The organism is Arthrobacter sp. 001422645 (assembly GCF_059816125.1).
The window spans coordinates 206,910-229,555 of record NZ_JCBANT010000003.1 but is presented as its reverse complement, the minus strand read 5'-3'; the positions used below and the strand labels follow the sequence as shown (position 1 = coordinate 229,555).

Annotated in this window: 24 protein-coding genes; 6 read left to right on the top strand and 18 right to left on the bottom strand. The window is 67.7% G+C overall.

Annotation, left to right across the window (positions count from 1 at the left end):
* Positions 1-31: 31 nt before the first annotated feature.
* The gene (locus AC6EUH_RS06135) at positions 32-487 is read right to left on the bottom strand and encodes a (deoxy)nucleoside triphosphate pyrophosphohydrolase (protein ID WP_056432337.1); all 456 of its coding nucleotides are present in this window, start codon (positions 485-487) and stop codon (positions 32-34) included.
* 171 nt (positions 488-658) lie between these two features.
* Here AC6EUH_RS06135 and AC6EUH_RS06130 point away from each other — a divergent pair, with 171 nt between their 5' ends.
* Positions 659-1,867 carry an MFS transporter gene (locus AC6EUH_RS06130; protein ID WP_056432340.1) on the top strand — a complete coding sequence of 403 codons (1,209 nt, stop codon included), beginning with the start codon at positions 659-661 and terminating at the stop codon, positions 1,865-1,867.
* 65 nt (positions 1,868-1,932) lie between these two features.
* Here AC6EUH_RS06130 and AC6EUH_RS06125 read toward each other — a convergent pair whose 3' ends face one another.
* Positions 1,933-2,853, bottom strand: a complete 921-nt coding sequence (locus AC6EUH_RS06125) for a cation diffusion facilitator family transporter (protein WP_056432341.1) — start codon at positions 2,851-2,853, stop codon at positions 1,933-1,935.
* Between the two features lie 307 nt (positions 2,854-3,160).
* Between AC6EUH_RS06125 and AC6EUH_RS06120 the strand changes: the two genes are divergently transcribed.
* Positions 3,161-3,430, top strand: coding sequence for a GlsB/YeaQ/YmgE family stress response membrane protein (locus AC6EUH_RS06120; protein WP_056432344.1), 270 nt, complete (start codon positions 3,161-3,163; stop codon positions 3,428-3,430).
* Between the two features lie 100 nt (positions 3,431-3,530).
* Positions 3,531-4,151: a dihydrofolate reductase family protein gene (locus tag AC6EUH_RS06115; RefSeq protein ID WP_499738083.1), complete on the top strand. Its 621-nt coding sequence runs from the start codon at positions 3,531-3,533 to the stop codon at positions 4,149-4,151.
* A 56-nt stretch (positions 4,152-4,207) separates the two neighbouring features.
* Here AC6EUH_RS06115 and AC6EUH_RS06110 read toward each other — a convergent pair whose 3' ends face one another.
* The 4 genes from AC6EUH_RS06110 to infC form a co-directional block, all read right to left on the bottom strand.
* Positions 4,208-5,131: a TrmH family RNA methyltransferase gene (locus AC6EUH_RS06110; RefSeq protein ID WP_499738082.1), complete on the bottom strand. Its 924-nt coding sequence runs from the start codon at positions 5,129-5,131 to the stop codon at positions 4,208-4,210.
* A 63-nt stretch (positions 5,132-5,194) separates the two neighbouring features.
* On the bottom strand, positions 5,195-5,674 hold the full coding sequence (gene rplT / locus AC6EUH_RS06105) for a 50S ribosomal protein L20 (RefSeq protein ID WP_056432352.1): 480 nt from the start codon (positions 5,672-5,674) through the stop codon (positions 5,195-5,197).
* A gap of 118 nt (positions 5,675-5,792) precedes the next feature.
* A complete protein-coding gene (gene rpmI, locus AC6EUH_RS06100) occupies positions 5,793-5,987 on the bottom strand; it encodes a 50S ribosomal protein L35 (RefSeq protein WP_009358635.1) in 195 nt (64 codons plus the stop codon).
* 115 nt (positions 5,988-6,102) lie between these two features.
* Positions 6,103-7,173, bottom strand: a complete 1,071-nt coding sequence (infC, locus tag AC6EUH_RS06095) for a translation initiation factor IF-3 (protein ID WP_499738081.1) — start codon at positions 7,171-7,173, stop codon at positions 6,103-6,105.
* Between the two features lie 456 nt (positions 7,174-7,629).
* Here infC and AC6EUH_RS06090 point away from each other — a divergent pair, with 456 nt between their 5' ends.
* Positions 7,630-8,016 carry a DUF1844 domain-containing protein gene (locus AC6EUH_RS06090; RefSeq protein WP_056432358.1) on the top strand — a complete coding sequence of 129 codons (387 nt, stop codon included), beginning with the start codon at positions 7,630-7,632 and terminating at the stop codon, positions 8,014-8,016.
* Between the two features lie 10 nt (positions 8,017-8,026).
* Here the strand turns inward: AC6EUH_RS06090 and AC6EUH_RS06085 are convergent, their stop codons facing one another.
* The 8 genes from AC6EUH_RS06085 to AC6EUH_RS06050 form a co-directional block, all read right to left on the bottom strand.
* Complete coding sequence (locus AC6EUH_RS06085; RefSeq protein WP_499738080.1) at positions 8,027-9,394, bottom strand: MFS transporter; 1,368 nt, start codon at positions 9,392-9,394, stop codon at positions 8,027-8,029.
* Positions 9,395-9,456: 62 nt separating this feature from the next.
* A complete protein-coding gene (locus AC6EUH_RS06080; RefSeq protein ID WP_499738079.1) occupies positions 9,457-10,356 on the bottom strand; it encodes an SseB family protein in 900 nt (299 codons plus the stop codon).
* 12 nt (positions 10,357-10,368) lie between these two features.
* A complete protein-coding gene (priA, locus tag AC6EUH_RS06075; protein ID WP_056432369.1) occupies positions 10,369-11,115 on the bottom strand; it encodes a bifunctional 1-(5-phosphoribosyl)-5-((5-phosphoribosylamino)methylideneamino)imidazole-4-carboxamide isomerase/phosphoribosylanthranilate isomerase PriA in 747 nt (248 codons plus the stop codon).
* Between the two features lie 52 nt (positions 11,116-11,167).
* Positions 11,168-11,326, bottom strand: coding sequence for a CG2302 family histidine operon protein (locus tag AC6EUH_RS06070; RefSeq protein WP_200913073.1), 159 nt, complete (start codon positions 11,324-11,326; stop codon positions 11,168-11,170).
* On the bottom strand, positions 11,327-12,106 hold the full coding sequence (hisH, locus tag AC6EUH_RS06065; RefSeq protein WP_499738078.1) for an imidazole glycerol phosphate synthase subunit HisH: 780 nt from the start codon (positions 12,104-12,106) through the stop codon (positions 11,327-11,329).
* Positions 12,103-12,729, bottom strand: a complete 627-nt coding sequence (gene hisB / locus AC6EUH_RS06060) for an imidazoleglycerol-phosphate dehydratase HisB (protein ID WP_144674031.1) — start codon at positions 12,727-12,729, stop codon at positions 12,103-12,105. The genes hisH and hisB overlap by 4 nt, the downstream gene beginning before the upstream one ends.
* Before the next feature lie 64 nt (positions 12,730-12,793).
* Positions 12,794-13,912, bottom strand: a complete 1,119-nt coding sequence (locus AC6EUH_RS06055) for a histidinol-phosphate transaminase (protein ID WP_499738077.1) — start codon at positions 13,910-13,912, stop codon at positions 12,794-12,796.
* Between the two features lie 133 nt (positions 13,913-14,045).
* Positions 14,046-14,570, bottom strand: a complete 525-nt coding sequence (locus AC6EUH_RS06050; protein WP_326952626.1) for a LysM peptidoglycan-binding domain-containing protein — start codon at positions 14,568-14,570, stop codon at positions 14,046-14,048.
* A gap of 342 nt (positions 14,571-14,912) precedes the next feature.
* On the opposite strand from AC6EUH_RS06050, the gene lexA reads away from it, so the two are divergent.
* Positions 14,913-15,662, top strand: coding sequence for a transcriptional repressor LexA (gene lexA, locus AC6EUH_RS06045; RefSeq protein ID WP_056432811.1), 750 nt, complete (start codon positions 14,913-14,915; stop codon positions 15,660-15,662).
* Positions 15,663-15,927: 265 nt separating this feature from the next.
* Here the strand turns inward: lexA and AC6EUH_RS06040 are convergent, their stop codons facing one another.
* Both AC6EUH_RS06040 and hflX read right to left on the bottom strand, forming a co-directional pair.
* Positions 15,928-18,069: an ATP-dependent DNA helicase gene (locus AC6EUH_RS06040; protein ID WP_499738076.1), complete on the bottom strand. Its 2,142-nt coding sequence runs from the start codon at positions 18,067-18,069 to the stop codon at positions 15,928-15,930.
* Entirely contained in the window at positions 18,062-19,630 is a 1,569-nt protein-coding gene (gene hflX, locus AC6EUH_RS06035) for a GTPase HflX (RefSeq protein ID WP_499738075.1), read from the bottom strand. Before hflX ends, AC6EUH_RS06040 begins: the two co-directional genes overlap by 8 nt.
* A 492-nt stretch (positions 19,631-20,122) precedes the next feature.
* On the opposite strand from hflX, the gene AC6EUH_RS06030 reads away from it, so the two are divergent.
* Positions 20,123-20,737, top strand: coding sequence for a class I SAM-dependent methyltransferase (locus AC6EUH_RS06030; RefSeq protein WP_499738074.1), 615 nt, complete (start codon positions 20,123-20,125; stop codon positions 20,735-20,737).
* On the opposite strand, the gene dapF is transcribed toward AC6EUH_RS06030, so the two are convergent.
* Positions 20,718-21,674 (bottom strand): diaminopimelate epimerase, encoded by a 957-nt coding sequence (gene dapF, locus AC6EUH_RS06025; RefSeq protein WP_499738073.1) that lies wholly within the window; start codon positions 21,672-21,674, stop codon positions 20,718-20,720. The two genes, AC6EUH_RS06030 and dapF, sit on opposite strands and share 20 nt — an antisense overlap.
* 68 nt (positions 21,675-21,742) lie before the next feature.
* Positions 21,743-22,630, bottom strand: a complete 888-nt coding sequence (gene miaA, locus AC6EUH_RS06020) for a tRNA (adenosine(37)-N6)-dimethylallyltransferase MiaA (protein WP_056432821.1) — start codon at positions 22,628-22,630, stop codon at positions 21,743-21,745.
* Positions 22,631-22,646 lie beyond the last annotated feature (16 nt).

Sequence of the window (22,646 nt, the reverse complement as noted above, 5' to 3'; positions counted from 1 at the left end):
AGGTGTGGCCGCGGCGGGCCGGTTCAGCGGTTCAGAGAGCGGATACTGCCGTTGAATCCGATACCTGAAGCCTGTCCAGCAACGCTTCTACAATGGGCAGGTCGGCCGGGATCCACGGCAGTCCGATCACCTCGGCGCGGTTCCGGAGGTTGATCCAGCGCAGTTCATCGTGGTCCTGCAGGGGACGCGGATCGCCGTCAAGGAGTTCGGCAAACCACACGCGCATCGTGGCCCGCTCGTTGAGCGGCCAGCCGCCGGCGGACCCGTTGACCAGTTCCGCGCCCAGCCTGACGCTCACGCCCAGCTCTTCGAGCAGCTCACGGTGCAGGGCCTGCTCGCCAGTTTCGCCGGACTCCACTTTTCCGCCGGGGAACTCCCACATTCCGGCGAATTGCGGGGGCGCCGTCCGCCGCGCCACGAGCAGCCGGCAGGGTTCGGCCAGGGAGTCCAGTACGGCGCCGCCGACGACGCCAATGAGTCCAGTCACGCGTCCAAGTCTAGGGGCGCCCCCGGCTTAGGGGAGAATGGAAGAAGCCGCCGTCCTGAGTACCCGGAATATCGAGCGCGCCCGCCCCGTTACACGAACCAGCCCACACATCAGATTTAACTTGCCGCATTCTCCTGGCTTCTGCCGGGAACGTTCCCGAAAAGCAGACGAATGACAACCACCACACAAGCCCCGGCGGCGCCCAAAACCGGCACCCGCCATCTTGCCCTTGCAATCCTTGCCCTCGCCATGGGCGGATTCGGCATCGGCACCACGGAATTCACCATGATGGGCCTGCTCAAGGAGGTGGAGCTGGGGCTCAACATCAGCACGCCGGAGGCCGGCCATCTGATCTCCGCCTATGCGCTCGGCGTCGTGATCGGAGCTCCGCTGCTTGCCGCCGTCGGCGCCAAAATGCCGCGGAAGCACCTGGCCCTCGGGCTCATGCTGTTCTTCAGCATCGCGAACCTGGCATCCTTCATCGCCCCGGATTACGGCACCATGCTGGTCTCCCGTTTCGCCGCCGGACTGCCGCACGGGGCCTTCTTCGGCGTCGCGGCTGTGATCGCGGCGTCACTGGTCGCTCCGACCAAGCGCGGCTGGGCCATTTCGATGGTCATGGCGGGACTGACGGTCTCCAATGTCATCGGCGTTCCCTTTGGCACCTGGCTGGGCCAGACGTACGGCTGGCGGCTGCTCTTCCTGCTGGTGGGCGTGATCGGCATCCTCACCCTGGTGATGCTCTGGAAGTTCGTCCCGTTCCAGAAGCCGCATGCCGATGCGAGTTTCCGCCGCGAACTCGGCGCCCTCAAGCGGCTCCAGGTCTGGCTGGCGATCCTGATCGGCATCGTCGGCTTCGGCGGCTTCTTCGCCACCTACACCTACATTGCCCACACCATGACGTCCGTGGCCGGCATTCCCGCCGCCTGGCTGCCCCTGGTTGTCGCGCTCTACGGGCTGGGCATGGTGGCGGGAAATATCGTCGGCGGCCGGATCGCGGACAAGTCCGTGATGGGAACCATCTACTGGGTGCTGCCGGGCATCGCCGTGGCCCTTGTGGTCTACGCCGTGGCCGTGCACTGGCCGTGGTCCGCCTACGTGATGGTCTTCGTCGTCGGCGGCGCCGGTTCACTGCTGGTCCCGGCGCTGCAGACCCGGCTGCTGGATGCGTCCCCCGATGCGCCCTCGCTGGCCTCTTCCCTCAACCACGCCGCCCTCAACGTCGCCAACGCGTTGGGAGCCTTCCTCGGCGGTCTCGTGATCGCCTGGGGCTGGGGCTACGTCGCACCCGCCCTCGTCGGCGCCGTGCTGGCCGTTCTGGGCCTCGGAGTCGCCGTGATCAGCGGGCTCGTGGAACGCAGGAGGCCGCTGGTCCGGTAGCCGCAGTGCGGCTGCCGGGCCGGCGGCCCCTTCCGAGCTGATGTCGCCCTAACAGCGGGCCCCGGTTACAGGGTGGTGACGCGCTGCACGTCCGGTTCCAGGTAGATGACCCGGGCGATCGGCACTGCCTCGCGGATCCGGGTCTCGGCGTCGTCGATCGCCTTGGCGATGTCCTGGCCGGTATCCGAGCGGCCGACGCTGATCTTAGCCGCGACCAGCAGCTCTTCCGGGCCTAGGTGCAGGGTCTTGAGGTGGATGATCGAGGTGCCATCGGATTCGATGGCGGTCCGGATCTTGACGACGTCGTCCTTCGTTGCCGACTCGCCGAGCAGCAAAGACTTCGTTTCCACGGCCAGCACGGCGGCGATCGCCACGAGCAGGAAACCGATCATCGCGGTGCCTAGGGCGTCCCAGATGCCGTTCCCGGTAATGAGCGTCAGGCTCACCCCGAAGAGTGCGAAGGCCAGGCCCACAAGCGCACCGAAGTCCTCGAGGAGGATGACCGGCAGCTCCGGCTGCTTGGCGCTGCGGACGAACTTGACCCAGCCCTGTTTGCCGCGGACGTGGTTGGATTCGATGATCGCGGTCCGGAACGAGAAGGACTCGGCCAGGATGGCGCCGACGAGGACGGCGAGCGGAACCCACCAGAACGCGCCTTCGATGGCGTGCGGGTGCTGGAACTTTTCCCATGCTTCATACAGGGCGAAGAGGCCGCCGACGCTGAACAGCACGATCGAGACGATGAAGGCGTAGATGTAGCGCTCGCGTCCGTAGCCGAAGGGGTGCTCCGGGCTCGCCGCCCGTTGTGCGCGTTTGCCGCCCACGAGCAGGAGGATCTGGTTGCCGGAGTCGGCCAGCGAGTGGATCGCCTCGGCCAGCATTGATGAGGAAAACGTCAGGAAATACGCGACGAATTTCAGGACGGCGATGGTCAGGTTGGCAGCAAGCGCCGCAACAATCGCCGTGGTACCGCCATTTGCAGCCAAGAGAGCTTCTCCTTAGGGGTTTCGACCGGGGTGGTGGACTCCGGCCGCCGCCTGCGCCCACAAGAAATACCGTACCCGTTGTAGCCCCGGCCAAGCACCGCAGCCAGGCGTGCGGCCCGCAGTGCTGCCGCGGTGTTGCCCGCAGCGGACACCCGCGCTGCGGCGGCCCGTTTGGCCCGCGACACCGCAGGTCATCGTGCAGGTAACGATTGGGGGTAATCCTGCTGACAAGCAAACCGGCCTATGTTAGCTTGAAGCCATAATCGGAATTCACTATTTGGATGCCGACGAATATGTAGGAGGAGTAATGGGCTTTCTAGGCTGGATCATTCTCGGACTCATAGTAGGTGCAATAGTTAAGGCAGTCATGCCTGGCAGGGTCGGAGGCGGCTGGGTGACCAGCCTCGTGCTCGGTGTTGTCGGCGCAGTTGTTGGCGGCTGGATCGGCGACCTCCTGTTTGGCGGCGGCACGATGGAATTCTGGAATCTCGGTTCCTGGCTCCTGGCCATCGTCGGCGGCCTGGTGGTAGCCCTTGCCTACGGCGCCATCACGGGACGCAATAAGACCACGAGTTAATCGCTGATTTACGACGGCGGGAGCCCACCTTTCGGTGGACCCCCGCCGTATTTTTTTCCCCTCGCCGGGACGACGGCGGGCGACCGGGGCGGAGCACGGCATGGGACTCATCCACATCGATCTGTTCACCACACTTGACGGCGTCGCGCAGGCGCCCGGCGGGCCGGACGAGGACACCGAGAACGGGTTCGAGTTTGGCGGCTGGCAGGCGCCGCTCATCGACGAGCTGGTCGGCGGGCAGGTGACCTCCGGGATGGCGGGGATGGACGCACTGCTGCTCGGGCGCCGGACCTACGACATCTTCGCCGCGTACTGGCCGCACCAGGAGCAGGGTGCGGACGGGAGTATTGCGCGGCTGTTCAACCATCTCCCGAAATACGTGGCCTCACGACAATCGCGGAGCCTTGAGTGGGCCAACTCCACGCTGCTGGGTCCTGATCCCGGCGTCGCCGTCCGCGAACTGCGCGACCGGCACGCAAACATCCATGTCATCGGCAGCCTCGACTTCGTGCAGACCCTGTTCACCGAACAGCTCTTCGATCGGCTCACCCTTTGGGTATACCCAATCCTCCTCGGCAGTGGCAAGAAGGTCTTCGCGGACGGGGTTGTTCCGACCAACCTCAGACTCATCGAGCCGGCCGTCACCTCGCCAAAAGGCGCGGTGATGCACCGTTACGCCATCGCCGACGGCGTACCTGGTGTGGGCGACATGTCGGCATAGGCCTGCTCGTCCAGGGCGGGAGGCCTGCCGCCCCCGGCCCCGGCTCGCGCGACCGGTTAGGAGTCGCTCCCTGGCTGCGGGGTTCCGCCGTCCTGCTGCGAGCGGGCGCTGGCATAGAGGCAGACCGTCGCCGCGGTCCCCAGGTTGAGGCTCTCAGCTGCCCCGTACACGGGCACGGCCACCCGGTGATCGGCCAAGGCCAGCTCTTCTTCGGAGAGCCCCTGGGCTTCGTTGCCGAAGAGCCACGCCGTGGGGCTCTCGAGGGCGTACTCCGAAACGGATGAGGCGGCACCGAGGCGTCGGGCCGCGTTCTGGTCCTGCAACTGGTCGAGGTTCAGCTGGCCCTGGCCGTCCGCGGCGAGGACGCCTATTCCGCGGTCCTTGCACCGAGCCGCCACTTCCCCGACGTCGGCGCCGAGCACCACGGGCAGGTGGAAGATGGATCCGGCCGTCGACCGGACGGCCTTGGGGTTGTAGATGTCCACGCTGGACGCGGTCAGGACGACGGCGTCCGCGCCCGCCGCGTCGGCTGCACGCAGGACGGTGCCGGCGTTGCCGGGGTCCCGGACCTCGCACAGCACGGCAACCAGCCGCGGGCCGGCCCCGAGCACCTGATCGAGGCTCACGTCCAGGAACCCGCAGACGGCGAGAATTCCCTGAGGGGTGACCGTGTCCGCCATCGCGGCGAGCACTTCGTCGGTGGCGAGGTAGGCAGTGGTGCCCTCCGCGAGCGTCTCCAGGTCCGGGTGCCGGTCCAGGCAGGACTCGCTCGCGTAGACCTCGTAGACGATGCCGGGCTCCCCCGCCGCAATCCGCTTTTGGTGAAGGACAAGGGCTTCACGGACCGCCTGCGGTCCCTCCGCCAGAAACTCGCGGCGCTTTAAACGGGCCGGGCGCCCGGCAAGTTGCGCCACCTTCCTGACCCGATCAGCTCGGGGATTGGAGAGTGGAACATCTTGCGGGCGCCCGGTTTCGTTCATATAAGAACCTTAGTGGCTTTTGCGGCCGGTTCTTGAACGGGGTGTTCCTGAACTAATTCAGTACTACTCAGCAGCCTCGTCAGCGGCGGCCTTCTTGGCAGCAGGCTTCTTGGCGGCGGCCTTCTTGGCAGCAGGCTTCTTGGCGGCCGGTGCAGCCTCAGCCTGGACGGCCGGAGCGGACGTGTCGGCGGGCAGGGCATCCTTGGCGATCTTGACCAGCGCGGCGAAGGCGTTGGCATCGGAAACGGCAAGCTCGGCCAGCATACGGCGGTCAACCTCGACCTCAGCGGCCTTGAGGCCCTGGATCAGACGGTTGTAGGTCAGGCCGTTGGCGCGGGAGGCCGCGTTGATGCGCTGGATCCACAGGCGGCGGAAGTCGCCCTTCTTCTTCTTGCGGTCACCGTAGCTGTACACAAACGAGTGCAGCAGCTGCTCTTTGGCCTTGCGGTACAGGCGTGAACGCTGTCCACGGTAGCCCTTGGCGCGCTCAAGGATAACCCGGCGCTTCTTGTGGGCGTTGACCGCCCTCTTCACACGTGCCACGTGCGTACTCCTTCGAAAATCTGATCCCAAGCATCTACTGCCGGAAGAACCGGCTGGCCTGAGAAGCCTTTTTGGTAGTTGACAGCTGCCAGGCGGCAACAGTCAGAGAACTTGGAACTTAGATGCCGAGCATCTTCCGGATGACCTTGGCGTCGCCCTTGAAGACGATCTTGTCGCCGGCGAGGCGGCGGGTCAGCCTGGAGGACTTGTGCTCGAGGTAGTGGCGGCGGTTGGCCTGCTGGCGGCGCAGCTTGCCGCTGCCGGTCAGCTTGAAGCGCTTCTTAGCACCACTGTGGGTCTTCATCTTCGGCATGGGAACCGATCTCCTTACGTATCCGCAGACAGGGTCTGCAGTCTTTCGTGCAGCCGCCCCTGCGGGCGGCGTGCTGGTTGCTTGCTGCCGGACATTGCTGTCCGGCAGCCCTGAACTAGTTGGTCTTCTTGGTGCCCGGCTTGGCAGCGGCTTTCGGGGCAGCCGGCCGCGCAGCAGGCTTCGGCGCCGCAGGACGCGGGACCGGCTTCGGAGCAGCAACCGGCTTCGGTGCTGCCGCCGGGGCGGCCTTTTCAGCCTCGGGAGCCTTTGCGGCTTCCGGAGCCTTGGCGGCGGCCTTGGGTGCTGCGGGCGCCTTGGCGACCGCCGGCTTGGCAGCAGCCTTCGGGGCAGCCTTGGGAGCCTTGGCGGCCTCCTGCTTCGGGGCTGCCTTGGCGGACTCCGTCTCGGCCGGTGCTTCCGCGACCTTGGCCTCGGCGGCCGGGGCCTCCGTGGCTTCAGCCTTGTCGGCCTCGACCTTTTCGGCCGGGGCCTCCACAACGGCGGCTTCCGCAGCGGGAGCTTCCGTCGCGGTTACCTCAGCCTCGGGCGCCTCGGTCCGGACCTGGTAGCCCTCCGGCAGCAGATCGGCGAGCGACTGCGTCAGCGGCGCCTCGGGGCCGGACGTGTCAACGCGGCCTCCCCCCGAAGCCTTGGCTTCGTTCTCGGCTTTGGCTTCCGCACGCTGCGATGCGCGGCGGGCCTCTGCCTTGGCTTCGGCCTTGTTCTTCAGGGGACCTACGACCATGACCATGTTGCGGCCATCGATGCGCGGGCTGGACTCCACGACGCCGACTTCGGCCACGTCGTCCGCAAAGCGCTGGAGCAGACGGATGCCCATCTCGGGGCGCTGCTGCTCACGGCCGCGGAACTGGATCATGGCCTTGACCTTGTCACCGGCACCGAGGAAGCGGAGCGCGTGGCCGCGCTTCGTCTCGTAGTCATGGGTGTCGATCTTCAGGCGGAAGCGGATTTCCTTCAGGACCGTGTTGGTCTGGTTCTTCCGGGCTTCGCGTGCCTTGACCGCGGCTTCGTACTTGTACTTGCCGAAGTCCATCAGCTTGCACACCGGAGGCTTGGCCTGCGGTGCAACTTCAACGAGATCAAGATCGGACTCGGCAGCCAAACGCAGGGCATCCTCGATACGGACAACGCCTACTTGCTCGCCTGCAGGGCCGACCAGCCGCACCTCGGGGACGCGGATACGCTCATTGATTCTTGGCTCGCTAATGTTAAAGCTCCTGTGTTCGTGAGGGGTATTCCACCGGCAAAAAGAGAAGGCCCCCAATTGCCGGAGCAATCGAAGGCCTCGAAGATCGGAGCTGCCTGCCTCGGGTGAGGCGGCATGCATCCCGCCAGGCTGACGCCCGGGAGAATGCCCGACCAGATACCCGGCAACCTTGCTTCTTGCGAAGCTTCCCGAAGGAGAGCGGCTGACGCGGGTGGGAGAGAACTCCGCTTGCAAACTGAAAATCGATTCTACAGAAGAAATCCCGTCCGGCGCACCTACATGACGGGCATGTTGGTTGCTGACGGGTTCCGGCTGCTATGTCGCTGCAGGACTACTGAGTCACAGTGGAACTTGTGTCTAAGTGGTGCTGAGCGAAATAACGACAATCAGTCGGTCTGTGACAAGCTTACCAGCATGAGCACTTCAGACAGTAATTCACACGTTTACGAGCCCGCCGGCGCCCAGGGCGACGTCTCACAGCAGATCCGCGACATCTCCGAGGTGCCCGCGATCGAGGTCATCACCACCGCCGCCGTGCACCTTATGAGTGCCGCGGCCGTGAAGCTTGGCCTTGCCGCCGAGGAGAACGCCGAGGAGCTCAAGGACCTGGACGAGGCCCGCAAGCTGATCACGGCCCTGGCGGGGCTGGTCACCGCCGCGGCGCCGGAGATCGGTTCCCAGCACGCCGGACCGTTGCGCGACGGACTGCGGTCCCTGCAGCTGGCCTTCCGCGAGGAGTCCATCATTCCGGACGCGCCGGGCAAGGGCCCGGGCGAGAAGTACACCGGCCCGGTGAACTAGGCATCCACAGTTACAAAACACCGGCGGCGGCGAGTCGCAGCCTGCGGTGGCGCTGCAGCACGAGCCCCAGGAGGCACAGCACGACGCCGCCCAACCCCACGGCGACGAACCCGGCCCAGGGGCCGACGCCGTCGATGAACACGCCGGCGAGAGGCGCGCCGAGGGCCACACCGCCGGTGAGTGCCGAGCCGTACCAGCCCATCGCCTCGCCGCGGCGGCGCTCGTCGACGAGTTCCGCGACTTTCTCCGAGGCTGCCGACAACACGGGTGCGCACAACAGGCCCGGCAGCAGCGAGAGCAGGCACAGGGTCCAGGTGTCCTGCGCGAACGCCATCGGAATGGTCAGCGCGGACATCCCCAGCAGCAGCAGGATCGGTGAGATGGGCCGGTGCATGGCGCCGTAGATGAGGCCGCCCACCACCGAAGCCGCGCACCAGAACAGGAACACCAGCCCGATCTCGGCCTGGTGGCCGCCGGATTCGAGCGCGGCCACAATCCCGACGTCGGTGCCGCTGAGGACCATGCCGGCTCCGGCGGCGACGGCGAAGACGGCCGCGACGGCGGAGGTGAACCAGGCGAAGTTGTGGGCGACTTTGTGCCGCAGCCCGGCCCGTTCCTGGCGCCTTTCGCCGGCGGCCGCCAGCGGGGCGAACTCGGCGGCGGCTTCCTGCAGGTGGGCCGGGGCGGCGGCGACGACGGCGACCTCGGCGCCTTCCTGCTGGCCGGCCTCGAACGCTGCCTCGGATTCGGCAGCGGTCACTGTGTCGGCCGCTGTATTGGCCCCAAGGACAGGTTCGGCGCTGCGGGTCGGCGGGTTGAACCACATGAGGAACAGCCCGGCTACCGACGTCGCGATGCCGATGATGGTCAGCCCCAGGACGGAGAAACCGGCGGTGGCGACAAGGGCGCCGGCCGCGGGGCCGATCATAAAGACCAGTTCGGTGGAGATGGCGTCAAGGGCGAAGGCGGTGCGCCGCTGCTCCCCCGTCGCGAGGACGCCGAGGGACTGGCGCACAACGCTGAAGATCGGCAGCGTAAGCAGGCCGCCCACGAACACCAGCGGCAGCAGGACTTCGTAGGACACATGCGGCACAACGGACCAGATGACGGCTTCGGCAATGACCGACGGTATGAGTGCCCGCCGCAGGCCCACGGTGTCGACCCGCCGCCCGCGCCATGGCGCCCCGACAGCGATGCCGATGGTCATCACGGCGGCCGCGGCGCCGGCGGCGGCGTAGCCCTGGCCGAGCGTCAGGACGATGTGCAGGGTCAGTAGGACCCCGGCCGCAGAGTGCGGTACGCGGGCAACCATCCCGACCAGCAGAAGCCGCCTGATCGGCCGGACGGCCAGCAGTTCCCGGTAAAGCGCGAAGTTCACGAAACTATTTCCTTCTGGTACTGCCCCCGGCAGCACCCAGGATGTCCCCGGCTGGCCTTCAGCTACTGTGCTGCTCGCCGCAATTTGACCTCGATCGAGTCAACCCGCTCAGCAAATATTTCATTCCGTGCCCAGGCGCTGTTGAGGCCGGACACGATGGACTGGACGCCGGCGGCGTCGAGTCCGTCTTCAAGGTAGAGCACCACCCGGAGCTCCGGGCCGGAGCCCCCGCCCGGAAGCTGCCGTCCATCGGCCGCCACCGCGGCAACTCCACCGCCCGGATGAATTTCAACACGGCGGACCGCGGGAAAGCCAACCACGCTCTCGCCGATGTGGCGGGCGAGCCCGGGATCCGCATACGACGGCGTCCAGTCCCGCTGCTGCGCGAGGGCCCAGACCGCGGGCCGGCGCACGACGAAAGTGACAGTGGATCCCGGGTCCAGCACAAGCAGTTCCGCGCCCTCAGCCACGGCGGAGAGCGCCGCGCGGGCAGCGTACACGGCCACCGGGCGGGCCTCGGGGTGCCAGGCCTTGAGGGAAGCAGCGGAGGTGAACACGGGCATCGCGGTCCGGCCGTCCGGGGCCTTGAGCGTTACGAGGGCCATGTCGGCCTGTTTGTCGGAATGCAGGCCGCCGGCGCCTTCGCCTTCCTCGGCGAGCGTGGCCAGGATCGGCACAAAGACCCGTGCCGTGGCCAGCGAAGCGACCACCGCGGCCTCATCGCCGGTGCCGGCCCCGAGTCCCGCCAGCGCCGCGACGTAACCGGCGTCCGCCGCGCCGTCGTCGTCCTCGAAATTGTGGATCGTGGCGTCCTCGCCGGCCAGGCTGCGGCCCGCCCAGGGCCGGCCCGCCGAGTCGGTCGCTCCGCCGGCGCCGGCCAGGGCCGCCGCGATGTGCCCGGGCAACGGGCGTGAAGGGGTGGGATTCTCAGGTGCGTTGAAGCCCGCGGGCCGCTGCTCCATGCTGCGGACCCGCTAGCGGCGGCCGGCGGCGTCGAGGGCCTCGGGCAGCGTGAAGTTGCCGTTGTAGAGGGCCTTGCCGACGATGGCGCCTTCCACGCCGAGCGGCACGAGGGAGCGCAGGACCAGCAGGTCCTCCAGGCTGGAGATCCCGCCGGAGGCCACCACGGGCTTGCCGGTCTTTTCCACCATCTGGCGCAGCAGCTCGACGTTGGGTCCCTGGAGGGTGCCGTCCTTGGTGACGTCGGTGACGACGTAGCGGGCGCAGCCGGCCTCTTCGAGGCGTCCGAGGACCTCCCAGAGGTCGCCGCCTTCCTTGGTCCACCCGCGGCCGGCGAGGGTGGTGCCGCGGACGTCCAGCCCGACGGCGATCTTGTCGCCGAAGCGCTCGATCACCCGCGCAGTCCATTCGGGGTTCTCCAGTGCCGCGGTGCCCAGGTTCACGCGGGCGACGCCCAGCCCGAGGGCCTTCTCGAGGGACTCGTCGTCGCGCAGGCCGCCGGAGAGCTCCACCTTGATGTCGAGCCGGCCCACCACTTCGCGGAGCAGTTCGGCGTTGGAGCCCCTGCCAAAGGCGGCGTCGAGGTCGACGAGGTGGACCCATTCAGCACCCTGCTGCTGCCAGTTGAGCGCGGCTTCCAGCGGCGTGCCGTAGCTCGTCTCGCTGCCGGCCTCGCCCTGGACGAGGCGGACGGCCTGGCCGTTGACGACGTCGACGGCGGGCAGCAGCTCGAGCACGGGCAGCGGGGTTTCGGTGGTCATCGTGGATCCTCAGCTCTTCAGGGACGTCAGGTGGTCGGGGCGCCGCGGGCCGTCAGGCGGCAGGCAGGGTCAGGAGGTAGGCGGCCAGCAACGCCATCCCGGCCAGAACGTAGAACACGGCCTGGACCCAGCGGGGGCTCTTCTGCTGGCGGAAGGACAACGCCCCGCCGACCAGCAGGCCGGCGAGCCCCATCAGCACGATGGACCACATCTAGGCGGTCCCGTCCGGGCTGGTGTCGGAGGGCCTGCCCGCGGCGGCAGCGGATTCCGCAGGACGGGAACGGTCCGGGAGTCCCTGCACCCAGTTGCGCAGCAGGTGCGCCCCTGCGTCGCCGGACTTCTCAGGGTGGAACTGCGTGGCGCACAGAGGGCCGTTTTCCACGGCTGCGATGAACGGGGCCCCGTGCTCCGACCAGGTCACGAGGGGCGCGGTCATCTTCGGCTGGATGACGTCGAAATCCCACTGCTGCACGCCGTAGGAATGCACGAAGTAGAAGCGCTCGTCCTCGACGCCGGCGAAGAGCTTGGAGCCCTCCGGGACGGACACCGTGTTCCAGCCCATGTGCGGGACGACATCGGCGGGAAGGAGTTCCACCTTGCCGGGCCACTCCCCCATGCCTTCGGCTTCGGTGCCGTGCTCGACGCCGGCCTCGAAGAGGACCTGAAGTCCCACGCAGATGGCCAGCACGGGGCGGCCCCCGGCGACGCGGCGTCCGATCATGCGGATGCCGTCCACGGCCTTGAGTTCGCGCATGACCGTTTCGAACGCGCCGACGCCCGGGACCACAAGTCCGTCGGCGTTGAGCACGTCCTCCGGCTTGGAGCTGAGGATCACCTCTGCACCGGCGCGTTCGAGGGCGCGCACAGCGGAGCGGACGTTGCCGGAGCCGTAGTCGAGGACCGTGACGGTGGGCTTTCCCTCGGGCGACACCGGCTTCCTGCCGGCGACGGGGTTGAGGATGGCGCCGTCCTTGAGAACTTTGCCGGTCACAGGGCACCCTTGGTGGAGGGGATGCCCTCGACGCGCGGGTCAGGTTCGACGGCGGCACGGAGGGCGCGGGCGAAGGCCTTGAACTGGGCCTCGACAATGTGGTGCGGGTCCCGGCCGGCGGTGACGTTCATGTGCAGGCAGATGCCGGCGTGCAGGGTGATTGCCTCGAAGACGTGGCGGGTCAGGGACCCGGTGAAGTGTCCGCCGATCAGGTGGTATTCCTGGCCTGCAGGCTCCCCGCCGTGCACCAGGTAGGGGCGGCCGGAGACGTCGACGACGGCCTGCGCGAGGGCCTCGTCCAGGGGGACCGTGGCTTCGCCGAACCGGCGGATGCCGGCCTTGTTGCCGAGCGCGGTGCGCAGGACCTCGCCGAAGGTGATGGCAACGTCCTCGACCGTGTGGTGGACGTCAATGTGGGTATCGCCCGTGGCCTTGACCGTCATATCGATCAGGGAGTGCTTGCTAAGCGCCGTCAGCATGTGGTCGTAAAACGGGACCGAGGTGCTGATGTCCGAGACGCCGGTGCCGTCCAGGTTGATCTCGACCAGCACGGATGACTCGCTGGTGGTCCGCTCCATGCGTGCGGTCCGGCCCTCGGCAGGCGTTGCTCCGGTGTTGCTCATGTGGGTGTCCTTTGGATGACGACGGTGCCCGGCAGCCAGGCAGTGTGGATGTCCTGGGTTAAGTCTAGGCGGGCTGCACTGCGCGGCCGGCCAGGATCCGTTCGAGGGCTTCGAGGAACGCTGTGGTTTCCGTCTCAGTCCCGGCCGTGACGCGCAGGTGCCCGGCAATTCCGACGTCCCGGATCAGCACACCGGCATCCAGCAGGCCCTGCCAGACCTCGTGCGGGTTGTCCAGGCCGCCGAAGAAGACGTAGTTCGAGTCAGACGCAGCCGGCTTGAGGCCCATGCGCTGCAGTTCGGACACGATCCGGTCCCGCTGGCGTTTGATGTCCTCGACATCGGCCATCAGCGCGACCCGGTGGTGCAGGGCGGCCAGGGCGGTGGCCTGGGTGATGGCGGAGAGGTGGTACGGAAGCCGGACAAGGCGCAGGGCGTCGGTGACCTCCGGCGCTGCCGCCATGTAGCCGACCCGGGCGCCGGCCAGGGCAAAGGCCTTGCTCATGGTGCGCGAGACGATCAGCCGCTCCCGGCCGGGCAGCAGGGTAAGCGCGCTGGGCGTCCCGTCGTGGGCGAACTCGTGGTACGCCTCGTCGACGATCACGATGGTCTGGCTGGCCTCGCCCGCCTCGTAGACGGCTTCCACGACGTCCAGGCCCAGGCCGGTGCCGGTGGGGTTGTTCGGGGAGCACAGGAAGACGATGTTCGGCTGGAGTTCGCGGACCTGGCGGGCGGCTGATTCGGCGCTGAGTCCGTAGTCGTCGGCGCGGACCCCGACGATGTATCCGGTGTCCGTGCCTGAGGCCAGCAGCGGGTACATGGAGTACGTGGGAGGGAAGCCGAGCGCAGTGCGTCCCGGGCCGCCGAAGGCCTGGAGGATCTGCTGGAGCACCTCGTTGGATCCGTTGGCCGCCCAGATGTTGTCCGCGCCCAGTCCGTGCCCAAGATATTCGGCCAGCGCCTCGCGCAGTTCCGTGAATTCGCGGTCCGGATAGCGATTCAGTCCGGCGGCGGCGATCGTGACGGCCTCGGAGATGGCGGCGCGGACGTCCGCCGGGACGCCATGTGTGTTCTCGTTGACGTTGAGCAGGATCGGAACGTCCAGCTGGGGCGCCCCGTACGGCGTCAGGCCCCGGAGGTTCGTCCGGAGGGGAAGTCGGTTCAGTCGCTCTAACTGGTCAGTCACTTCACCAGTTTAAGTGAGATCGTCACGGGCTCCGAATCTGTGACGCCGCAGGGCAGGCGGGTAGCCAAGGCCACGGGCCCTATATCGGCCGTGGGGGCCGTCGCGCGCCCCGGAACGCGCGGGTCCGGCGGTGCTAGTTGGACGGAATGAAAAGCGCCTGGCCCGGAACGACGCGGGCGGCTTCCAGGTTGTTCAGCTGCATGATGTCCGAGACGACGTCACGGGGATCGCGCTCCGGGGCGACGGCCTCGGCGATGGCCCACAATGACTCACCGGGCTGCACCGTGACGGTGACAGTGGGCGTCAGGGAAAGTTCGGCGGCGGACTCCGCCGCCTTGGCGGGGGCGTTGAGGAAACCACTGAAGGAGAGGACCAGTGCGGCCAGCAGGATCAGCGGCATCGCGATGAAGACAAAGCGCCCCCGCCGGGTAAGCCGCAGCGGCGCCGGCTTTGCCGACTGCTGCTTTGCCGGCTGCGCGGCTCCTGTGGTCCCGTCCTGGACAGCGTGGCGGGTCTGGCTTTTACGGGCCTGCCCTCTCATAGGACTCTGCAGGCTCATACGGCTCGGCCCGCCGACGGGGGAACCGCCCCCGGGCCGGCCGTAGTCGCCGAATGCGTCGCGGCCGAAAGTGTCGTGAAACGCGCTTGTTGCTGACATGAACTGAGCCCTCCTGGACCATACTGTGCCGCCCGGCGTACTCCACGTACCCGCCGCCAACCGGCCATACCTTCGAACAAAGAACCGAACACACCGTTCGACCCGAGTCGTACAAAACTAGAACACATATTCGAATCTTGCTGGTTCTGTTTTAGCACTTATTGACGAACATTGTCGAGACTCGCTAGAACAAATGTTTGAAAAAGCAGTGCGGCTGGCCTACGTTTGATGCAAAGAACAACCACTTCTGCAGTTGATCAGCAGGGTCTGACATTTCAGGCCGGAAGTTCCCGGCAGCTGCAGCCACGGGCGGCCGGGCGGAACGGAAAGGCGTTGGCGAACATGGCAGCACAAGCCACTGGCGGCAGGGCCACCCAGCGGGGCCCGCAGGCAGCCCGGCCACCCAAGAGCCTCACCGTCCGGCAAAAGAAGATCCTGGAAACCATCCAGCGCTCCGTGACGGACAACGGCTACCCGCCGTCCATGCGCGAGATCGGCGATACCGTCGGACTGGCCAGCCTCTCCAGCGTGACCCACCAGCTGTCGCAGCTGGAAAAACTCGGCTACCTGCGGCGCGACCCCAAACGCCCCCGCGCCATGGAAGTCCTGATGCCGCTGACCCTTGATGAGGGAGCCGCGAAGATTTCAGGGGTTGAGAAGTCCAGCGGTCTGCGCGCCGTAGGCGGCCTGTCCGTTTCGGAGCTGGCCAGCGCCACCGACACAGCCATGGTGCCGCTGGTGGGCCGCATCGCGGCGGGCGGACCAATCCTGGCCGACCAGGTCGTGGAGGACGTGATGCCCCTTCCCCGCCAACTGGTGGGCCACGGCGAGCTCTTTATGCTCAAGGTCGCGGGTGACTCGATGATCGACGCAGCCATCTGCGACGGCGACTGGGTGGTGGTGCGCCGGCAGGGCGATGCCGTCAACGGTGACATTGTGGCCGCCCTGCTGGACGACGAGGCAACAGTCAAGACCTTCCGTCAGCGCGACGGCCACACGTGGCTGCTGCCGCAGAATACGCAGTACGAGCCCATCCTCGGCGACCACGCCGTCATTATGGGCAAAGTCGTCTCCGTGTTGCGTTCGCTTTAGGAACCGCCCTCCACAGCCCTTTCGAAGAAGGCCCCGCCGGCGTTGACCATGTCACGTCGGGCGGGGCCTTTCACGTTCCCTCCCAGTTGCTGGCGCCACAGCGGCAGCAACGTCCCGGAATTCCGCGCATGTCGTGGGAGCCGGGCGGCCGCAGACGGCAGCAGCCGGGCAGGAACGTCAGAGCCCCGGCCGGGGCAGACCTGAGCGAAAAACCTGCCGGCCCGCTCCTGCCCCGCTCCGGCCCTCGGTCACGTGATGGGCTGCCCTACCCCTTCGCGAGCCGCTCCAGGGCCGCGAGGGCGACCGTGGGGTCGGTAGTGGGCCAGAACGGCGGCAACGCGGCCCGGAGGAATCCCCCGTACCGCTCGGTGGACAGCCGGGAATCCAGCACCGCCACCACTCCCTTGTCCGTTGTTGTGCGGATCAGCCGGCCGGCGCCCTGGGCCAGCCGGATGGCGGCGTGGGTCGCGGACACACTCATAAAGCCGTTCCCGCCGGCCTGGGCCACCGCCCGGGACCGCGCCGTCATCAGGGGATCGTCGGGCCGCGGGAACGGAATCCGGTCAATCACCACGAGGCGGCAGGAGGTCCCCGGCACGTCGACGCCCTGCCACAGGGACATGGTGCCAAACAGGCAGGTGTCCGGTTCGTCGGCGAACTGCTTCACCAGCGCCGTCATGGTCGAATCCCCCTGACAGAGGATGGACATGTCCAGCCGGGGACGCAGGGCCTCGGCGGCATCCTCGGCGGCGCGCCGGGAGGAGAACAGGCACAGGGCCCCGCCGCCGGAGGCCCGGATCAGCTTCTCGAGCTCATCGAGCGCCTCCGGGGACGTGCCGCGGCCGGGCTTGGGCAGATGCTTGGCGACGTAGAGAATGCCCTGCTTGGGGTACTCGAAGGGCGATCCGACGTCGACGCCGGTCCAGCTGGGGGCGCCGGGTCCCACCAGGCCCAGACCCCCGGCCGCCGGTTCGAACGCGGACCCGATCGCCAGGGTGGCCGAGGTCAGGATGACGGTGTGGTCCGCGAACAGGCCCTCGCGGAGCCGTCCGGCGACGCTGAGTGGTGCGATATTGACCAGCGCCGGGGCGGACTCGTCCGGCTGGGAATAGCCCTGCTGCGGGTCGAAGGTGCTGTTGCGGGAAAACCAGACCACCTCGCGGTTTTCGCGTGCGGCCAGCAGCCGTTCGCAGAGCTCCAGGATCACCATGAGCCGGGAGCGCGCCAGTTGGCGTCCGCCGTCGGCCGTGTTGGCGCTGTCTCCCTTCGAATCCGAAAGGGCGGCGCGGCACGCGTCACGCAACTGGTCCACGCAGTCCAGTTGTTCGCTGTTGAGTCCGTTGGGCATGAGCCCGCTGGGGACGCCTTCAATGGCGAGTTCCAGGTTGGACGCCGCATTGTTCAGCGCGTCCACGGTGATGCCGGTGTGCTTCCGGGCCCCGGACGCGGCGGCGTGCACCATCGCGACGGACAGCTGGCCGGACACGGCGCCGGTCACGCGGTCCTGGAGCTCGTGGGCTTCATCCACCACCACCACGTCGTATTCCGGCAGCACGGCCAGGCCCTCGAAGGCACTGACGGCGAGCATCGCGTGGTTGGTGACGACCACGTCTGCGTCGGCGGCGTTCTGCCGGGCCAGTTCGCTGAAGCATTCGGCCGCCAGGGGGCACTTCTGCGCGCCGAGGCATTCCATGGAGGTGACGGAGACCTGCCGCCAGGCCCGGTCGGTGACGCCGGGCAGAAGTTCGTCGCGGTCCCCCGTGACGGTGTCCTCGGCCCATTCGCGCAGCCGGACGACCTCCTTGCCGAGCTGCGAGGACGGGCCGCCCATGGCCGCGGCGAAGTGCGGCACGGAAGTGTCCTCGCCGAGGGAGAAGAGCTGGCCCTCCGACGGCTCTTCCGAGGGGAACCCGCCTTCGAGCTTGTGGCGGCACACGTAGTTGGAGCGGCCCTTGACCAGTGCCACCTTGACGGGCCGGTCCAGCGCCGGGGTGATGGTCTTGAGCAGCCGGGGCAAGTCCCGGCCCACGATCTGGGTCTGCAGGGCCAGAGTGGCGGTGGAGACCAGGGTGGGCTTGTCGCTGACCAGCGAGTGGGCGATCAGCGGGATCAGGTACGCGAGGGATTTGCCGGTTCCGGTGCCGGCCTGGACCAGCAGGTGGTCGCCGCTGTCAATCGCCTGCGCCACCTGCCGGGCCATTTCGTGCTGGCCGTCGCGGCTCTGGCCGCCCATGCCGGACACGGCACGGTCGAGCAGTTCGATGACAAACTCCCCGCTGGTTTTGCCGCCTGGGCCTGCCGCGCGTGCCCCCGCGGCGTCCGCCTCCGCGGTTTCGGTCCCCGGGGCGTCCTCCCCCGCCGGCTCGTCCGTACCTGTGTCCGCCCCGGTCACCGCTGCCTCAGTCATTGCTGATGAACGAATCCAGTTCAGCGGCGAATCCCTCACGCACCATCACGACGGCGCGGGTGCCCGCTTCCTCGTGGTTGAGGCTGAGGATCTCGGCGTCCGCCTCGTGCAGCTTGCTGAGCAGGTCCCCGCGGTTGTAGGGGATCATCAGTTCCAGCTTGACGCTGGGCCGCGGAATTCCCTCGCTGATGGCCTTGAGCAGCTCCGGGATGCCTGCGCCGGTACGTGCCGACACCACGACGTGGCGCGGCTCGCGCTGCTTGAGCCGTTCCACCACGAAGGGGTCCGCGGCGTCCGCCTTGTTCAGGACGATGATTTCGGGCACCTTGCGTGCGTCGACCTCGCTGAACACCTTGCGGACGGCGGCGATCTGGCCCTCCGGATCGGGGTGCGAGACATCCACGACGTGCAGGATCAGGTCCGCGTCGGCGACTTCCTCCAGCGTGGAGCGGAAAGCCTCCACGAGCTGGGTGGGCAGCGAACGGACAAAGCCCACAGTGTCGGCGAGGGTGTAGCCCAGCCCGTCCGAAGTCTCGGCTTTGCGGACGGTCGGGTCCAGGGTGGCGAACAGGGCGTTCTCCACCAGGACACCGGCGTCGGTCAGCCGGTTCAGGAGCGAGGACTTGCCGGCGTTGGTGTACCCGGCGATCGCGACGGAGGGCACGGAATTACGACGGCGGTTGGCGCGCTTGGTTTCCCGGGCAGGCTTCATCGCGGCGATCTCACGCCGCAGCTTGGCCATCCGGGTGCGGATCCGGCGTCGGTCCAGTTCGATCTTGGTTTCACCGGGACCACGCGAGCCCATGCCGGCACCCGCACCGCCCACCTGGCCGCCTGCCTGGCGGGACATCGAGTCACCCCAACCGCGCAGGCGCGGGAGCAGGTATTCGAGCTGGGCCAGCTCCACCTGCGCCTTGCCCTCACGGCTCTTGGCGTGCTGGGCGAAAATGTCCAGGATCAGGGCCGTACGATCAATGACCTTGACCTTGACGATGTCTTCCAGGCTGCGGCGCTGGGACGGCGCCAGTTCGGCGTCGACGACGACGGTGTCCGCGCCCGTGGACATCACGATGTCCTTCAGTTCCTGGGCCTTGCCGGAGCCGAGGAAAGTGCCCGGATCGGGCTTCTGGCGGCGCTGGACGATCCCGTCGAGGACCTCCGAGCCGGCGGTCTCGGCGAGGGCGGCGAGTTCGCGGAGCGAGTTCTCGGCGTCGGCGAGGGTGCCTTCGGTCCAGAGCCCGGCCAGCACGACCCGCTCAAGGCGCAACTGCCGGTACTCGACCTCGGTGACGTCTTCGAGTTCGGTGGACAGCCCGGCGGTGCGGCGCAGGGCGTGCCGTTCCTCGAGGTCCTGCTGGTCGCCGTCGAAGGTGCTGTGTTCCTCGTCCAAGCGGGAGATCGCCTGCGCCTTGCCGAGCACCGAGGCGGGCTCGCCGGCAGCCGGCGCTGCCTTCCGGGCAGGGGTGTCTTTGGCGAGGATCCGGTCGATGACAGCCTGGATTTCCGCAGGACTCATGTCCTGGGCTGCTGACTCGGGTCCGGTGTTGGGCTGACTGGTCATGGTCTCCTTTAGAGGTTCGGCAGTTTCAGAATAGTGCCGATCGGTGCTGTGTGGGGCGGTATTCGCGCTGGGCTGACGACTATTGGTCAACGTGGCCTCCTGGGATGCCGGTGGCAGCGGTGCCGCCGGCAGGGCAGGGCTCCGGGCGGGAGCGATGGGAAGAGAGGGATCAGGCTTCTTTTTGCCTTGAGGAGGAAGAGACGGTCCGCCCGGCCGGGCTCCAGTGAGCACTGCCGGAATCCAAGTGGTTCGGGCGCCAGCGGGTGTGTCCTTGGCAGGATCATCGTGGGGTGGCGCGCTGAGCGGAAGGTAACTACCTGCGTCGCTGCGGGGACGGGTATAAGCCCGTGCCGGCTACTACTTGGAGTTCAAGAACATGTCTTTAAGCCTAGCAGACGGCACAGACGGCGCTGCCCCCCAGGGTTTCTGCCGGTTTCCGGCCGCTTGCCGCGGTTTCCCATACGGGCCGGGGGCCAACTAATCTGGCCAGTTATGGAGTCTGCACACTATTTCAGCGCCCAGCCGGCCGGGCCGTTCACCCGCAAGCCACTCACCGTGGAACTTGCCGGCGCGACCCGGCAACTCCAGACGTCCTCGGGCATCTTCAGCCCGGACGGCATCGACAAGGGCACGGCTGTGCTGCTGGCCGAGGTTCCTGCCCCGGCCCCGCAGGGGACCCTGCTGGACATCGGCTGCGGCTGGGGCCCGATCGCCCTGACCATGGCCCTGCGGGCACCGCACTCGCAGGTCTACGCCGTGGACGTCAACGAGCGTTGCGTGACCCTGACCAACGAAAACGCGGCGCTCCTGGGACTGGGCAACGTCACGGCCAGCACGCCCGACGCCGTCGATCCTGACCTTCGCTTCGACACCATCTGGTCCAACCCGCCCATCCGGATCGGCAAGGACGAGCTCCACGCCCTGCTGCTCCTGTGGCTGCCGCGGCTGGCGCCGGGCGGCTCGGCCTGGCTGGTGGTGCAGAAGAACCTGGGGTCGGATTCGCTGCAGCGCTGGCTCGCGGCGGAGCTCGACAGCAGCCTCACGGTGACCCGCGAGAGCACCTCGAAGTCGTTCCGCATCCTTCGGGTCAGGAAAGCGTCCCACTAGCGACGATCACCGCGGGGCCGCTGAGCTCGACGTGTTCGTGGCCCTCGGCGCCGAGGAAGAACTTCACACCGACGACGCCGCCGGGGACCTGGACATTCCAGACGTCCGGTGCGCCCTGGCCGGCCCAGTGGCGGATCGCGACGGCGGCCGCGCAAGCTCCCGTGCCGCAGGACTGCGTTTCCCCGACTCCCCGTTCGTGGACGCGCATGGTGATGGTTCCGACACCCTCATGGACCAACGGTTCGGACGGCACAACGAACTCAACGTTGGTGCCGTGCGGCGGGGTCGGGTCCACGCGGGGTGCGGTGAAGAGTTGCGTGGCCTGCAGCTCGGCGAGTTCGGCCAGCGCCACGACGGTATGCGGATTGCCCATGCTCACGGACAGGGCGGGCCGGGCGACCTCCAGCCCCGCCGCGCTGACCAGCGAATCCATGGCCCGTGCCGTGGCCTCGCCCGGGAAGATGAATTCCCAGGGGCCCATGTCGACGGCGTATCCGGCCGCGGTGCGGACGATCGTCTTGGCGCCGCCGCGGGTGCCGATGGTCAATGATTCGCCGGCGGGCAGGTCGACCAGGCCCTCAGTGATCAGGAAGTGCACGAAGACGCGGACGCCGTTGCCGCACATCTCGGAGAGTGAGCCGTCGCCGTTGCGGTAGTCCATAAACCATTCGGCGTCCGGGGTCCGGGTCAGCAGTTCCTGGCCCTCCGGGAGCAGACGGGACGGTACGGCGCGGATTAGTCCGTCTCCGCCGATTCCGCGGTGGCGGTCGCAAAGTGCCGCGACCTGCTCCGGGGTTACGGCGAGGGTGCCGTTGGGATCGGCGACGAGCACAAAGTCGTTGCCGGTGCCGTGGCCTTTGGAAAACTTGAGTCCGCTCAGGGCTGCAGTGTCGGCGGTGGAGTTGTGATCAGCGGCCACGGCCTGGGGTTCGTCCATGCACCAAGGTTACCGTTCCGGCTCGGGCCGCCAGCAAACCGCCTCTGCCACCCATCCGCCCCCGAACCTCAGCCGGCGCCGCAGAGCGCGGCGGCCTTGGCCACGAGTTCCGGGTCCTGCCAGTCGAGCCAGTGGATGCGGGGATCGGCGCGGAACCAGGTGAGCTGGCGGCGCGCGAACTGCCGGGTCGCAACGATGGTTTCCTCCGCCGCCTGCGCGGCGTCGGATTCGCCGTCGAGGACCTTGAGGAACTGGGCGTAGCCGAGGGCACGCGGCGCGGTCCGGCCGAGCCTGAGCCCTCCGGCGTCGAGCTTCCGGACCTCTTCGAGCAGGCCGCTGTCCACCATGGCGTGAACCCGGCGGGCGAGGCGTACCCGGAGCTCTTCGCGGTCCACCTCGAGTCCGATCTGCACGGCGGGCTGGTGGTACTCGCGGGTTGGCATGAAGGAGCTAAAAGGCCGTCCGGTCAGTTCGAACACCTCCAGCGCTCGGATGATCCGGCGCGCGTCCCCGAGCCGGCCCGCAGACACGGGGTCCACGCTTTCCAGCCGCGCCCGCAACGGGGCTGCACCGGCGCTTTCCAGCTCCGCTTCGAGCCGGCGCCGGATGGCAGGGTCGGTGCCCGGGAAGTCCAGCACGTCCAGGGCGGCACGGACGTAGAGCCCGGAGCCGCCGGCCAGGATGGCGCGTTTGCCGCGGCCGTGGATGTCCGCGATGAGCGCCCGTGCTTGCTGCTGGAAGTCCGAGACGCTGGCTTCCTGGGTCACGTCCAGGATGTCCAGGAGGTGGTGCGGCACTCCCCTGCGTTCGGCCTCGGTGATCTTGGCGGTGCCGATATCCATGCCGCGGTAAAACTGCATGGAATCGGCGTTGATGACCTCGCCGTCAAGTTCCAGCGCGAGCGAGACCGCCAGATCGGATTTGCCGGAGCCAGTAGGCCCCACGACGGCGATCACCGGCGGTGCCGGTACC